Origin of the sequence: Candidatus Neomicrothrix sp., from assembly GCF_035329545.1 — a bacterium.
In the GTDB taxonomy this organism is placed as follows: domain Bacteria; phylum Actinomycetota; class Acidimicrobiia; order Acidimicrobiales; family Microtrichaceae; genus Microthrix; species Microthrix subdominans.
This window is the reverse complement of record NZ_DAOLGP010000059.1, coordinates 269-13,750: the sequence shown is the minus strand read 5'-3', so window position 1 is coordinate 13,750 and position 13,482 is coordinate 269. Positions and strand designations below refer to the sequence as shown.

Here is a 13,482-nt window from a genome sequence, read left to right as displayed (position 1 = left end):
AGCCCCACCATCCGGCCCAGCCCTCAGGCCACCCCGAAAGACACCAGCCACCTAGGAAAGGTTTTGACGAATCGACGGCTGAACGCCCGGTACCCGCTGAGCGTGTCGCGCAAGTGCAGGCCGAAGAGCGAGCGGAAGGTCCACGACAGCATCTGGTTTCCCGCCTCGTGCCCCCGGCGGTGGGCCCCCGCTTCGGGCCGACGGCAACCGACGACCATGTCGGCGCCCTGGCTGATCAACTCGTCGATCAGCACCGGTGCGGCCTCGGGGTCGTAGGTCCCATCACCGTCGATCAGAAGGAAGTAGTCGGCGTCGATGTCGGCGAAGAGCCGCCTGACCGCGTAGCCCTTGCCCCGTCGGGGTTCGGTGATCACCTTGGCTCCGTGTTCCCGGGCGATGGCTGCGGTTCCGTCGGTGCTGGCATTGTCTGCGACGTAGAACGAAGCCTGGGGAAGCTCCGCACGAAGGGTGGAGATCACGTTGCCGATCGTGGCCGCCTCGTCGTGGCAGGGAATGATCACGGCAATCGTGTCGGTTGGCGACACCACGTCGGCGCAATGGGCGCTGGAATCCTCCGAAGTGAGCACCACGCCAAGGAATCTACCAGCGCAGGCGGCCCAGCTTGGAATGGGCCGTGGACGTGGTGGAGCGTTGCGGTAGGGCCGTCTGGACGAAATCGGTCGATCAGAACGACGTCGGTCGATGTCGGTTGAACCAAAGCGCTGTCGGTGTTGACGGCGCTTCAGTAGGGTCAGCTTATGAAGCGCCTCTGGCCCACTCGTGTTTGGAAGTTCAGCGTGGGCTCACGGCTCCTGCTGGGCGTTCTGCTCGTCCTCGGCGTGACCACGCAGTCCCTGTCGGTCACCCCGGCCGGCGCCACGGGTCCGAAGGACGCTCCGGTTCAGCCGCGGCCTGCCTCACCGGCTGAAACGGAGTCCGGGCGCCGAAGCGTCCCCATCCCGCCCGAACTCGTCGGCACCGAACCAGCACCGGTGCCGGCCGCCCAGTCGAGCAGGGCGTTGGACAGCATCGCCTGCATCGGCAACGGTACGTCCGGCAAGCGGGTGCAGCTGGTGTACGCCTACCGGGCCGGATCCGCCAACCGATCGGCCACCTTCGCAACGTCGGTGCGCACCTGGGCGACTCAGTTCGACGAGTTCCTCGCCGGGGAGGCCGCCGCAACCGGCGGCAACCGACGCATCCGCTTCGTGCACGACGGCGCCTGCCAGCCCACGATCACGACGGTGAGAGTTCCGTCGAACGCCACCGACTACTACGAGGCGGTCGAAGCGATCGAGGCGGCCGGGCTGTCCAGCAGCGACCGTAAGTACCTGGTGTACGCCGACTGGAACCTCCCCGACCTGTGTGGCCAAGGGACCTTCTTCGATGACGAGGATCCCACCGCGTCCAACCTGAATAACACCCAGGTGGGCTACGCCTTCTCCTACCTCTCGTGTTGGGATTGGGGCACCTCCAACACCGCATTGCACGAGCTGTTCCACAACCTCGGCGCCGTGCAGGCCGGGTCGCCCAACGGCAACGGTGCCCACTGCGACGACGGCACCCTGGGCGGCGCGGACGTCATGTGCTACGGCGAAGCCGCCCTCGACGCATGCGATGCGTCCGGACCGCGCATCATGGATTGTGCCCGGGACGACTACTTCAACGTCAGCCCGGTGCCGGGCTCCTACCTGGCCACCCACTGGAACACGGCCAAGAGTTCCTACCTCGAAGTGCCCGGCGGCTGCGCGCCCCAGGACGCTTTTGCCAAGAGCTATCCGATCGGCGGCACCCGTGGCGCCGTCAAGGGCTCGAACGTCGACTGCACCGTCGAGGGCGCAGAGCCCAGTCACGCCGGGCACCGATCCCGGTCGGTGTGGTGGACCTATACGGCCCCGTCCAACGGGCAGGTCACGGTCGATACGTTGGGTTCGACGTTCGACACCGTGCTCGCGGTGTACACCGGCAACAGCGTGGGTGGGTTGACCCCGGTGGCAAGCAACGATGACACCGCTCCCGGCCGACAGAGCCGGGTGGCGTTCCCGGCCGCGGCGGGCCAGCAATATCGGATCGCGGTCGATGGCAAGGCGTCGGCCAGCGGTGCCATCGCATTGCAGTGGAGGCATGCGGCGTCCCCGGCCAACGACAACCTGGCCGACGCTCCCGTCGTCTCCGGTGCGTCCGGTTCGGCGACTGGGTCCAGCGTTGGCGCCACTCGGGAGACCGGCGAGCCGATGCACCGCCGCCGGGGATTCCCTTCGGTGTGGTGGTCGTGGACAGCGCCCGTCACCGGCACGCTGCGTCTCAACACCGCCGGCTCGAACTTCGACACGGTGCTTAACGCCTACACGGGCAACAACGCCGGTGCGCTCGTGGCGAAGGCCCAGAACGACGACACGCCCGTCAGTTTCACCAGCGAGGTGCTCATGCCCGTGAAGGCGGGGGTGACCTATCGCTGGGCGGTCAGCGGCTATGCGGGCTATGCGGGTGCCGTCAAGCTCAACTGGAACCTGCAACCGGTGCAGTGTGCGGTCGGGGCCGCCAACCCGTTCAGCGATGTTGCCAGCTCGGCCTGGTATCGCACTCCGGTGTTGTGGTTGGTGCAACAGGGCATCACAACGGGAACCTCTCCGGGCACCTTCTCGCCCGATGCCTCGGTGACCCGGGGCCAGATGGCGGTGTTCTTGTGGCGCACCGCCGGGCAACCCACGGCGTCTACCCCGCAGTATTTCAATGACGTTCCGCGTGGCAGCTACGCCGACAAGGCCGTGGCATGGCTTGCCGAACAGGAGATCACGACGGGCACACGGCCGGGCTACTTCTCTCCAAACGATCAGGTGACTCGGGCGCAGATGGCGACGTTCCTGTGGCGGATGATCGGGAGCGTGTACCCGGGCTTCGACCACGGGTTCTGGGACGTCTACTCCGACTCGTTCGCCAACAAGTCGGTCGCTTGGCTGGTGCGCGAAGGCATCACCGCCGGCACTACCCCGGACGAATTCTCCCCCAATCAGAAGGTCTCGCGGGCCCAGATGGCGGTGTTCCTCAACCGCAGAGCGTGTGGGTAGGGCCACCGAATGTGTTGTTGGCGACCGCTACTGCCACGGGAGCGTGATGCCGACACCGACGACGGGTTTAGCCGTCCGTGGAGCGCAGCAGGCGACCGGCGAGCTCTCCGGTGTGTTGGCCCGCTTCCATGAACGGCAGGCCGTTGACGATCGTGTGATCGATGCCGCTTGCCCTCTGAACAAACCGCGGTGCGTTGCCGGGGAAGTCGTGCACGATCTCGGGTAACTCCAGAGCCATGGCGTCGAGGTCCAACACGTTGAGGTCGGCAAAGGCCCCCTCGCGAAGTACCCCACGGTCGACGTACCCGATGAAGCTGGCCGTGTCGGAGGTGAGCCGCCGGATCGCCTCCTGCAACGACAGCACGCCCCGATCGCGCACCCAGTGGCTGAGCAGATAGGTGGGCTGGGATGCGTCCATGATCTGGGTGGCGTGCGCCCCGGTGTCGGCCAGCCCCAGGATGGTGGTCGGGTCGGTGAGCATCTCCTCGATGGCACCCGAGTCCTGGTTCATCACCGGCCAGTTGACGATGGCCCGGCCATCGGATCGATCGAGCGCATCGACGTAGGCCTCCACCGGGGTGATCCCGGAGCGGGCGGCGATGGCGGCGATCGAATCGTCCTTCGAGTAGTCGTAGCGCACCGGCTGATCGGCGGGCATCAGGTACATGCGGGTGAACGGATCGACGTCCTTGCCCGCCCCCTGCTCGATGATGCGGGCGCGTCGCTCCGGGTCCCGGATGGCGGCCAGGCGGCCGGCCAGGTCCCGATCGGCGATCTCGGCGAAGGCCGGCAGGTCGTCGATCAGGGTGTTGGCGGCCAGGCTGAACAGCACGCCCACGCTGCGGGGGGTGATCTGGGGGCGCAGCTGCGAACCGGCCTGATTGGCCTCCGCCGCCAGGTCGATCACCCGGCGGTAGTGGTCGCCCAGGCTGGCGATCTGTTGCAGGTTGAAGCTGAACGGCCTGCCGAGGGCGCGGCTGATCTCGGCCATCCAGGCCAGTTCCTCGTCCACCCGGTCGCCCGGCTCGTTCTCGAAGTTGTAGCGGGGGGCGCTTTCGAGCACGCCCCGACCGATCGTGCCCAGCGGGGCGGCGGTGGCGAAGAACTCCGAGGGGTCCGACCAGGTGCCGGGGACGTTGCGCCCGTCGGGTACCCGGTGGAACAGGCTGCGGCTGATCGAGTAGCCGAACGCCCCGGCGCGAACCGCCTCGTCCACCTGGGCGGCCATCTGGGTCAACTGCTCGGGGGTGGCGGCAAAGTCGCGCTCGCAGGCGGCGTCGCCCGCTACGTACAGGCGGATGGCGACGTCGCCCACGTAGCCGCCCGCGTTGATTCCCTTGGGCACGGCGTCGATGGCGTTCAGGTAGTCGCCGTAGCTCTCCCACTCCCAGCTCAACCCCTCGAGGATTGACGAGGCGGGGATGTCCTCCACCGATTCCATCGCATTGGCCAACACCTCGGCCTGGCCCGGCCGCATCGGGGCGAAGGTCATGCCGCAGTTGCCCATCATCACCGAGGTGACGCCGTGATAACACGACGAACTCATCTGCGGGTCCCACGCCACCTGGGCGTCGAGGTGGCTGTGCAGGTCGACAAACCCGGGGGTGACGTGTCGGCCCTCGGCGTCGATCACCCGTCCGGCCCCGGCGGCGTCGACCGTGCCGATCGCCGTGATGCGATCACCGTCGACCGCCAGGTCGGCGCGCACCGGGTCGGCCCCGGTTCCGTCCACCACCGTGCCGCCCGTGATCACCAGGTCGTGTGCCATCTCGTCGCCCCCTACCTCGTCGTTGTCCCGATCGTCACGGTAGGCGATCCGTCGAAGGGCCTTCTCGCCGACGGGCCAGCGCTGCAAGATTTCGCTAGGCAAACGAGTGAACCGTACTTACGATGCTTCCATGCGAAGACGGCTTCTGTGGCTGGCGTGTCCGTGGATGATCATGGTCGGCGCTTGTTCGACAGGGATCGAGGAAGCGACGCCGGAAACAACGTCGGAGCCGAGCGAGTCGTCCGCTGTCGCAGCCGCCAACGATGCGGTGCCCTCTGGTGTCGATCTTGAGTTTGAGATGGTCGTGGCCAACCTCGACGAGGATGGCGGGGATAACGCGGCATCGATCGTCGCCCCGGCCGACTGGCGCCAGGACGCTTCCATCTTGGGGGTCAGGTTTGTCCCCCCGGCGGACTCCGCCCTTGGGCCCAACTCGACGTACGAGGTCGAAAACAACTGCGATGGCCTCTGCGGACCAACCGACTGGGAGGAACGACTCACAGGCCCTGATGGCTATCTGACGCTGCAAGCCGATGATGGCGTCAACGTGGTGGAACGGCGCGAGACGACGGGCTCGGCCGGGGCGGTACTGATCACCGAGGAGAGCGACACGACCGTGGTCCGCGTGCTGCGATGGGATGATTCGGCCCCCGAATTCTTCACGTGCGAAGCGACGATCGAGGCCGGTGCCGAGGACCTGGTGCCGGCCTTCGAGGCCGCCTGCCTGGCGACACGCCCGGAGTGGTTCCCGGTCGATTAAGCGGTGCGGAGGTTCGGGGCGACCCATCGCCTGAAGCCGTCCTATGGTCGGGCCATGCGACGAGCGACTTCGGTGGTGCTTTCAGCGGTGATGACGGTGACCGCCTGCTCGCCGGGGCTCGGGGAGGCAACTGCACAACCCTCCGATGATCCGGCCGGCGCCGTCACGGACGCCGACGATGCCATCACGGTCGAGACGTTTCCCCCGGCCCGACCGTCGGGGCGATCGAGCGACGGTGTTGACGCCACCGCTGCCAACGATGCGGTCCCGGCCGGGACGGAGCTGGAGTTTGAGTCGAACAACTTCGACCTCGACGAGGACGGCGACTCGTCGGCGTCGCTCGTCGCCCCGATCGGCTGGAGCTCAAGGGTGTTCATCGGTGTCCAGTTCGAGCCGGAGGCCGACGCCGAACTCGGATTCTTCACCCGAATGAAGGTCGACGCCGGGTGCGACGGGCTGTGCGAGGCGACCGACTGGGAGAAGCGGCTCACCGGCCCCGACGGTTATCTGACCATGCTCGACGAGGGCGGCAACGTGGTCGAGCGGCGTGGCGTCACCGGCTCTGCGGGGGCGGTGCGGATCGTCGAGGACAGCTTCGGGGCCACGGTGATCGTGCTGCGCTGGGACGACGCGGCCGATCACTATTTCCAATGCGAGGCGATGCTCGATGACAGGGCCGAAGAACTGGCGGAGGCCTTTGAGGCGGCCTGCCTGGCCTCCCGCCCTGACTGGTTTGAGGTTGGCTGAGCGCCGTCGCGGTAGGGGTGCCGAACCAGCAGTCGACCGTCGGTCGTCCAATCTGGCAGGCTCACCAGCCGGGTCGACGATGAAGGGGACGACATGAAACTGGCCATGCAGATCGGTTACTCGGGGGGCTTCGAGGAGTCGGTCGCCCAGGTGCAGGCGCTGGAGAAGGCGGGGATGGACATCGTCTACGTCGCCGAGGCCTACGGCTACGACGGCGTCAGCCTGATGGGCTACCTGGCGGCCAAGACCGAGACCGTGCAGATCGCCGCCGGTATCCTGCCGATCTACACCCGCACCCCGACCCTCCTGGCGATGACCGCCGCCGGCGTGGACGAGCTGTCCAAAGGGCGATGCATTCTCGGCCTCGGTGCCAGCGGCCCGCAGGTGATCGAGGGCTTTCACGGCGTTCCCTACGACGCGCCGGTCGGACGGACCCGCGAGATCGTCGAGATCTGCCGCCAGGTGTGGGCCCGCAAGGAGCCGGTGGTTCACGACGGCCGCTACTACCAACTGCCGCTGCCCGAGGACAAGGGCACCGGCCTGGGCAAGCCGCTCAAGATCATCACCAAGCCGCCCCGCCCCAACATCCCGATCCACATCGCCGCGCTGGGCCCGAAGAACGTGGCGATGACCGCCGAGGTCGCCGATGGCTGGCTGCCGATCCTGTATCACCCGGACCGGGCCGCCGACGTGTGGGGCGCCGACCTGGCCGTAGGCGCTGCCAAGCGGGATGCCGGGCTGGGGACTATGGACGTGATCGCCGGCGGCCTGCTGGCGGTCGGCGAGGGCGCCGAGGCGGTCCGCGACTTCGCCCGACCGATGGTGGCGCTGTACGTGGGCGGCATGGGCGCCCGTGACAAGAACTTCTACAACAACCTGTTTCAGCGCTACGGGTACGAGGATGCCGCCGCCGAGATTCAGAACCTGTACCTCGACGGCAAGAAGCAGGAGGCCGCAGCGGCGGTTCCGGAGTCGTTCCTGGCCGAAACCTCGCTGGCCGGTGACGAGGGCTTTGTGCGCGACCAGATCCAGCGTTACGCCGACTCTGGCGTCACCGTCCTCAACGTCACGCCGATCGCCAACGATCTCGACGGTCAGGCCCGTCTGATCGAGAAGGTGAAGGGCTGGGTCGGCTAGCCCGCTCCCTCTGTGGTCGGCGATGGGTCGGGTCAGCGGCTCAGCATCGCGCTGGGGTGTAGCGGGCGTTAGGTGGCCGGAAGGTGCAGGTCGTCGATGTCGACGTCGTGTGCGACGTGGGGCACCACTCCGATGTCGGCAAGGCGTGGCGGCCGGCCTCGGATCACCGGACCCTGGTCCTCCAGCGTCACCACGGTAGGTGCGTCGCCGCTCACAATTACCCGCTGGTCGACCACCCGGACCTGCAGCGGCCCGCCACTGATCAGCGTCAGGGTGATCTCGCTCTGGGTCAGGTCCACCCGAAGCCGTGCGCCCTGCCGGTGCAGGGAGAACCCCAGGTGGTCCCAGTCGGCGGGCAGGCGGGGATCGAAGCTGAGCACGCCCCAGGTGTCGCGCATGCCGCCGAAGCCCTGCACCAGGGTGGCCCACACCCCGCCGGTCGAGGCGACGTGAACCCCGTCAACGGTGTTGCCCTGCAGGTCGGCCAGGTCGACGAACAGCGCCCGCTTGAAGTACTCGAGCGCCAGCTCGGCGTAGCCGACTTCGGCGGCCAGGATGGACTGTACGCAGGCGGACAGCGACGAGTCTCCGGTGGTGATCGGGTCGTAGTACTCGAAGTTGCGTCGCTTCTCGTCCTGGGTGAAGTACTCGCCTTGGAGGAACATGGCCAGCACCACATCGGCCTGCTTGAGCACCTGGTGTCGGTAGATGACGAGGGGGTGGTAGTGCAACAGCAGCGGGCGCTTTTCCTCCGGGGTGTCGAGTAGGTCCCACACCTCCTTGTCGAGGAAGGCGTCGTCCTGTGGGTGCACCGCCAGGACGTCGTCGTAGGGGATGAACATGGCGGACGCGGCCTTGTGCCACTCGTCGATCTCCTCGTCGCGTAGGCCGACGACCCGCTGCAGGCGCTGGTACGCGACCGGATCCGCCTCCCGTATCACCTCCATTGCCTCGGCGGCCCGCCGCAGGTTGAAGCGGGCCATCAGGTTGGTGAACAGGTTGTCGTTGACGACGGTGGTGTACTCGTCGGGCCCGGTCACCCCGAAGATGTGGAAGCTCTTGGTCCCGTTGGGCTTGTAGAAGCCGAGGTCGGCGTACAGCCGAGCGGTTTCGATCGCCAGCTCGGCCCCCTCACGGCAGAGGAAGTCCCAGTCGCCGGTGGCCTCCAGGTACTGGCTGGCCGCGTGAACCACGTCGGCGTTGATGTGGTACTGCGCCGTTCCGGCGGCGTAGTAGGCGGAGGCCTCGTCCCCGTTGATCGTGCGCCACGGAAAAAGGGCGCCGCGTTGGGACAGCTCCGACGCCCGCTCCCGGGCCTTGGGCAGCATCATGTAGCGGAATCGCAGCAGGCTTCGGGCCTGTCGGGGGTTGGTGTAGGAGCAGAACGGCATCACATAGATCTCGGTGTCCCAGAAGTAGTGGCCGCCGTAGCCGTCTCCGGTCACCCCCTTGGCTGCCACGCCGTGCTCCTCGACGCGCCCGGTGGCCTGGGCCAGCTGGAACAGGTTCCAGCGCACCGCCTGTTGGGTGCGCGGCCGGCCGGTCACCTCGACGTCGGAGCGGGCCCAGAAGTCCTTGAGCCAGTCTCGCTGATCGTCGGCCAGACCCGATGCGCCCCGCTTGATGCTGCGGTCGAGGGTGCGGGCGCATCGGTCGGCCAACTCATCGGCGGGCACACCCCGAGACGAGTGGAAGGCGGCGAACTTGGTGACCTTCAGCGTTTGCCCCGGCGACATGCGCGTGTGGATGATCGTTTTGGAGCGATCGTCATCGACCTCGGTGTTGACCCGGGGGTCGCCTTTGAACTCGACCTGGTGCTCGACGGCGCAGGCCAGGGTCATTTCGGAATGGGCGCACCGATAGCCCAGGTAGGCCCGATGACCCCGCATTTTGCTCAGGCGGGGCAGCAGCACGCGATGGTCGAGTGCGTGGGCCTGACGGGGATCGTCGCCCTCGCCCAGCGCTGCAAGGGCGACGTGGTACTCGTCCTCGCCGTCCTGGCGGTTCAACAGCTGCGACGAGATCGTCACCGGCGCCACCCCCTCGAGCATGGTGACCTCGAAGGTCATCAGCGCCAGGTGGCGTTCGGTGAAGCTCACCTGCCGTGTGGAGCGCACCCGCAGGCGGACACCACTCGGCGTGCGCCACACCAGGTCGCGTTCCAACGTGCCGGTGCGGAAGTCGAGGCGCCGGGAGTACTCCTCACAGTCGGCCTCGGACAGCAGTAGGGGTTCGTCGTTGACGTACAGCTTGATCAGCTTGGGATCGGGCACATGCACCAGGGTCTGGCCGACCTTGGCGAATCCAAACGCGTCCTCGGCGTGCTGGATCGACCAGGTCTCGTGGAACCCGTTGACGAAGCTGCCGTGGGTGTGGGCGATGCGCCCCTCCTCGACGTTGCCTCGCAAGCCCAGATAACCGTTGGCCACCGCAAAGAGCGTCTCGGTGGTCCCCAGATCCTCGGAGGAGTACTCGGTCTCCTCGAGTGCCCACTCGTCGATCGGAAACCGGCCGGGGTCGAGGGCGCCATCGATGTCGAAGGGGTAGGCCGGGTCGACCTCGCCGGGGCTCCCGGGGCCGCGGTTCACGATGACGTCTCGTCGGCTTGGCGCTCCGGGGCGCTGGGCAGCAGCTCGGCCAGATCCTCGACCACAACGTCGGCCCCGGCGGTGCGGAGGGCGTCGGCGCCTGCGCCGCGGTCGACACCGATCACCAGGCCGAAGTCGCCTGCCGCTCCGGCCGCCACGCCGGAGATGGCGTCTTCGACCACCACGGCATGGTCGGCGGCGCAACCCACCTGCGATGCGGCGTGCAGGAAGTAGTCGGGCGCGGGCTTGCCGGGCAGATGGGCGTCGGCGCCAACGTTGCCGTCGACGATCACTTCGAAACGGTCGAGGAGGCCGGCGGCGTCCAGCACCTGGCGGGCGTTGCGCGAGGAACTCACGATCGCCAGTTCCAGGTCGGTGTCGGCCAACCGGTCGAGCAGGGTGACCGACCCGGGGTAGGCGGTGACGCCATCGCGCCTGAGCACCTCGTTGAAAACCAGGTTCTTGCGTGCCCCCAGCCCGACGACGGTCTCGGCGGACGACGGATCGTCGGGTTCGCCCTCGGGAAGTTCGATGCCGCGCGAGTGCAGAAAGCTGCGCACCCCGTCGATGCGTGGCTTGCCGTCGACGTAGTCGACATAGTCGGCGTCGGTAAAGGGTCGCTTTTTGCCCCACCCGGCAAGAAACTCATCAAACATTTCGGTCCAGGCGTGAAGGTGGACGACGGCGGTCGGGGTAATGACACCGTCGAGATCAAAGAGAACAGCGTCGAACGGTGACCAATCCATCATGGGAGCGTGGCACACCAGCGCAGGACGAGCGCGCTTTATCGAAAATTCGATCCGCCGCCGAACGGCCGGACCGTTGGAGGATCAGGCCTGGGCGTCGGCGAGGTGCTTCGCCAGGCGGGCCTTGCGGTGCGCTGCGGTGTTCTTGTGCAGCACGCCCCGGAGGACGGCGCGGTCGATGCGGCTCTGCGCCTCGCGCACCAGTGCCTCGGCATCGTCGCTGCCCGCATCGGCGGCGGTGACCGCGGCCTTGATGCGGCTGCGGAGCTCGCTGCGCACGGCCTTGTTGCGCTCGTGGATCACGATCGTCTGACGGTTGCGCTTGATCTGGCTCTTGATGTTTGCCACGGGTGGGCTCCTGAAGGGGGGGGGACGACGAGTACTCGATGTCGGGGCTTGGCACATCCGGTTCGCCGAGGGTGTGGAGGAAGCCGGAGGAACGACCCGACGATGCTAGCCCCCGGGGGGTGAGATCGTCGAACACAACGGGAGGTGGGCGGACCTCAACGGCGACCGAGTGCGCCCAACAGCCCTCGGTAGGCGTTGGTGAGCGCCGGGGTCGAGCGCACCCGGCGCTGGGCCCGAACCGCCCGGGAGGCCAAGAGTCCGTCGAGACGGGCCTGCTGAGCATCGACTCGTTGCTGCAACTGTTTGACGGTTCTGCGTTCACGCCCCAGGTCGGAGCGGGCCTTGGTGAGTTGTTCTCGGAGGTCGTTGCGTTCCCCCTGCGCCCGGACCTGAAGCTTCATGCCTCGTGCATCGAGTCGAGCCTGGGGGCGTGCGGCGTTGTATTGTGAAGTACATCGTGGAATTGAGCCGTGGCTTGCGTGAGGAACCGGCCGGTTGCTCGGGCGGCCTCGTCGGCGTCCTCCGACGCCGGGTCGAAGGCTCCGATCGCCTCTTCGTAGATCGTGAGCAACTCTCTGACGGCATCCGGAACGCCGACCCGGTCTCGGATCCACGTCGACACCTCGGCAGCGTCGGCGGCGGAGTACCCAGCCAGCTGCGAGGTGATGGTGGAGGCAGCGACCGGCAGGGTCTGGGTGCGGATGCCGAAGTTGAGCTCTCGTAGCCGCTCCACGTTGTCCGGCCGAACGAGGGGGCCGAACGCACGGCTCGATCCGATCATGACCGATGCCCCGGCGGCCATGGCTTCGATGGCGGAGCGCCCCTGGGCGAGCACGAGGTCGTAGTCACCCAGGATGTTTTCCGGGGCCGAGGTCTGCGAGTTGGTGCCGGTGCCGACGACATCGAGTTGAACGCCCAACTCCTCAGCCGCCTTGTGGGCGGCGAGGAAGTACGGCGACCCCTTCAGCACGTAGTTGGAGAACAACAGCATCCGGCGCAGTGACTCTCCGGGCGCGGCGGTTCGTCGGAATCGCTCCAGATCGACGGAGTTGTGGACGATCGAGATGCGGTCGTCCTCGATGCCGTGCTGCAGCGAGAGTCGGTCTCGGACGGCCTCGTCAACGGCCACATAACGAACAACGTTGGGATGCCGTATGGGGGTTTCTGTCCACGGTCGCCACCCGTGGCTCACGCCCACCATGGGTACATCTCGAAAATAGGCGAGAGCCGTCATGGCCGTCATGAAGTGTTGGCCGTGAATGACATCGGGCCGCACGCCCAGCGTGTCGAGGTCGTCCGTGACGGGAATGGTGAGATCGATGAGCTCGCGTCCTGTTGCTCCAACCTCGGCGGTGTAGACCATCGGTCGGTGCGCCTGCGCCAAGAGTTCCATGGCCAGGTCCTGCACGTAGGTTTCCGCGCCGTTTCGGATGCTCATGGTTCTGTTGGTGATCAGGATCTTCACGGCTGTCTCCCTTGGGCAACGTCGCCGAGCGGACGTCCAGCGGAGGTCCTGAGCTGGGCGTGTTCGTCGATGAAGGACTCCGCCCGGCGTCGCCCTTGGCGTCCGGTCGAGCGCAGGTGGTCTCGAAGCATGCCGACTGCGGGCTCCATGCCGGTGTGGCCGATGAAGGCGATCAGGTCTCCGGGACGTGCGGCCTGAAAGATGGCGGTGACCAGGGTCGCGAGCTGGGCGTGCGCCGTCGGCCTGACCCCCAGGCGGCCAGGCCTGCGACGATCGCGTCGCACTCGGCGTCCGATGCATGGTCGGCCGGGCCGACCACATCGATGCTGCGGGTGACGTGCACCTCGTCGACGTCGAGGCGCATGAGGGCTCGTCCCAGCACGTTGCCCTGCTCGGCGTTGGTCGCAACCCCGCGGTTGCCTCGCACGGCCACACCGCAGAGGAAGCGTGCGGTGTTCTGGCGGAGCGGCCGCAGCCGCCGCTCCACCGTCGTGCCGGCGCTATGGGCGTTGAACATGTCGTCGACGACGACGAAGGGCCTGGTGGCCACCACGGACAGCCGCCGGGGCAGCCCGCCGAAGTCGCCCAGCCCGGACTCGATCGCTTCGATTCCCGCCCCGCAGATAAACGCCGCCGTTGCCGCCAGCGCTGCCGACGTGACGTCGTGGCCTGTGATGGCGGGGGTTGTCACCTTGATCGTTCCCGGCTCCCGTGCGCACCGCCGGGCCAGTGCAGGTGTCAGCGTCAACCGGTCGCCGTCGCGGAGGGCAAGCGCGTCCCTGGTCCGACCGACAGGAACGTCGAACCCCCCGGCCCCCGCTGCCACCTCGACCACGTCGGCGAGCATCGCGAGCG

The 13,482-nt window shown here is 67.4% G+C and carries 11 protein-coding genes and 1 pseudogene; 4 read left to right on the top strand and 8 right to left on the bottom strand.

Features of this window, described 5'->3' with window-relative positions:
* Positions 1–23: 23 nt before the first annotated feature.
* On the bottom strand, positions 24–590 hold the full coding sequence (locus PKD89_RS19100; protein WP_289011120.1) for a glycosyltransferase: 567 nt from the start codon (positions 588–590) through the stop codon (positions 24–26).
* Positions 591–797: 207 nt separating this feature from the next.
* On the opposite strand from PKD89_RS19100, the gene PKD89_RS19095 reads away from it, so the two are divergent.
* A complete protein-coding gene (locus tag PKD89_RS19095; RefSeq protein ID WP_289011121.1) occupies positions 798–3,068 on the top strand; it encodes an S-layer homology domain-containing protein in 2,271 nt (756 codons plus the stop codon).
* Between the two features lie 67 nt (positions 3,069–3,135).
* On the opposite strand, the gene PKD89_RS19090 is transcribed toward PKD89_RS19095, so the two are convergent.
* A complete protein-coding gene (locus PKD89_RS19090) occupies positions 3,136–4,938 on the bottom strand; it encodes an N-acyl-D-amino-acid deacylase family protein (RefSeq protein ID WP_289011122.1) in 1,803 nt (600 codons plus the stop codon).
* A gap of 28 nt (positions 4,939–4,966) precedes the next feature.
* On the opposite strand from PKD89_RS19090, the gene PKD89_RS19085 reads away from it, so the two are divergent.
* The 3 genes from PKD89_RS19085 (at position 4,967) to PKD89_RS19075 (ending at position 7,480) form a co-directional block, all read left to right on the top strand.
* The gene (locus tag PKD89_RS19085) at positions 4,967–5,596 is read left to right on the top strand and encodes a hypothetical protein (protein ID WP_289011123.1); all 630 of its coding nucleotides are present in this window, start codon (positions 4,967–4,969) and stop codon (positions 5,594–5,596) included.
* 54 nt (positions 5,597–5,650) lie between these two features.
* Positions 5,651–6,343 carry a hypothetical protein gene (locus tag PKD89_RS19080; RefSeq protein WP_289011124.1) on the top strand — a complete coding sequence of 231 codons (693 nt, stop codon included), beginning with the start codon at positions 5,651–5,653 and terminating at the stop codon, positions 6,341–6,343.
* Between the two features lie 93 nt (positions 6,344–6,436).
* Entirely contained in the window at positions 6,437–7,480 is a 1,044-nt protein-coding gene (locus PKD89_RS19075; protein WP_289011125.1) for an LLM class F420-dependent oxidoreductase, read from the top strand.
* Positions 7,481–7,548: 68 nt separating this feature from the next.
* Here PKD89_RS19075 and PKD89_RS19070 read toward each other — a convergent pair whose 3' ends face one another.
* The 6 genes and pseudogenes from PKD89_RS19070 to PKD89_RS19045 form a co-directional block, all read right to left on the bottom strand.
* A complete protein-coding gene (locus PKD89_RS19070) occupies positions 7,549–10,068 on the bottom strand; it encodes a glycoside hydrolase family 65 protein (protein ID WP_289011126.1) in 2,520 nt (839 codons plus the stop codon).
* Complete coding sequence (locus PKD89_RS19065) at positions 10,065–10,814, bottom strand: HAD family hydrolase (protein ID WP_289011127.1); 750 nt, start codon at positions 10,812–10,814, stop codon at positions 10,065–10,067. Before PKD89_RS19065 ends, PKD89_RS19070 begins: the two co-directional genes overlap by 4 nt.
* An 84-nt stretch (positions 10,815–10,898) precedes the next feature.
* Entirely contained in the window at positions 10,899–11,162 is a 264-nt protein-coding gene (gene rpsT, locus PKD89_RS19060; RefSeq protein WP_287375339.1) for a 30S ribosomal protein S20, read from the bottom strand.
* A 155-nt stretch (positions 11,163–11,317) separates the two neighbouring features.
* Positions 11,318–11,563, bottom strand: coding sequence for a hypothetical protein (locus PKD89_RS19055; protein ID WP_289011128.1), 246 nt, complete (start codon positions 11,561–11,563; stop codon positions 11,318–11,320).
* Positions 11,560–12,627: a glycosyltransferase gene (locus PKD89_RS19050; RefSeq protein WP_289011129.1), complete on the bottom strand. Its 1,068-nt coding sequence runs from the start codon at positions 12,625–12,627 to the stop codon at positions 11,560–11,562. The genes PKD89_RS19055 and PKD89_RS19050 overlap by 4 nt, the downstream gene beginning before the upstream one ends.
* A gap of 172 nt (positions 12,628–12,799) precedes the next feature.
* Positions 12,800–13,482, bottom strand: a pseudogene (locus PKD89_RS19045) (hypothetical protein); the annotation flags it as partial.

Bases quoted from the DNA above. Each gene is read 5' to 3' on its own strand.
- PKD89_RS19085 (WP_289011123.1), top strand. From the start codon at position 4,967: ATGCGAAGACGGCTTCTGTGGCTGGCGTGTCCGTGGATGATCATGGTC.
- PKD89_RS19065 (WP_289011127.1), bottom strand. From the start codon at position 10,814: ATGGATTGGTCACCGTTCGACGCTGTTCTCTTTGATCTCGACGGTGTC.
- PKD89_RS19075 (WP_289011125.1), top strand. From the start codon at position 6,437: ATGAAACTGGCCATGCAGATCGGTTACTCGGGGGGCTTCGAGGAGTCG.
- PKD89_RS19080 (WP_289011124.1), top strand. From the start codon at position 5,651: ATGCGACGAGCGACTTCGGTGGTGCTTTCAGCGGTGATGACGGTGACC.
- PKD89_RS19055 (WP_289011128.1), bottom strand. From the start codon at position 11,563: ATGAAGCTTCAGGTCCGGGCGCAGGGGGAACGCAACGACCTCCGAGAA.